Origin of the sequence: Paraburkholderia phymatum (assembly GCF_040965635.1) — a bacterium.
Classification (GTDB): domain Bacteria; phylum Pseudomonadota; class Gammaproteobacteria; order Burkholderiales; family Burkholderiaceae; genus Paraburkholderia; species Paraburkholderia phymatum_B.
In genome coordinates this window covers 1-255 of record NZ_JBFRCH010000158.1, presented here as the reverse complement: position 1 = coordinate 255, position 255 = coordinate 1, and the positions used below count along the sequence as shown (strand labels likewise).

Here is a 255-nt window from a genome sequence, read left to right as displayed (position 1 = left end):
GTCGCTTCCAAGCTCGATACCATCGCCCGACACGACACCAACCGGTCCCGGCGCGCTGACGAGCACACCCGGCTTGTTCAGCTCGTTCAAGGCATCATTGATTGCCTTCTGCGCACTGGTGTCGGCTGGCGACGCCTTTGACGCGTCTGCGGACTGCGCCAGCGATTCAGCCAGCGTCAGCAGTTCCCTGAGCTGCGCAACGACTTCCGCCATCGCAAGCTGTTTGCCGCCCGCACCTGGCTGGTCGTATGCCGT

The 255-nt window shown here is 63.5% G+C and carries 1 pseudogene; it reads right to left on the bottom strand.

The annotated features are described in order from the left end of the window. Window positions 1-255: pseudogene (locus tag AB4Y32_RS40600) on the bottom strand (type VI secretion system tip protein VgrG); the annotation flags it as partial.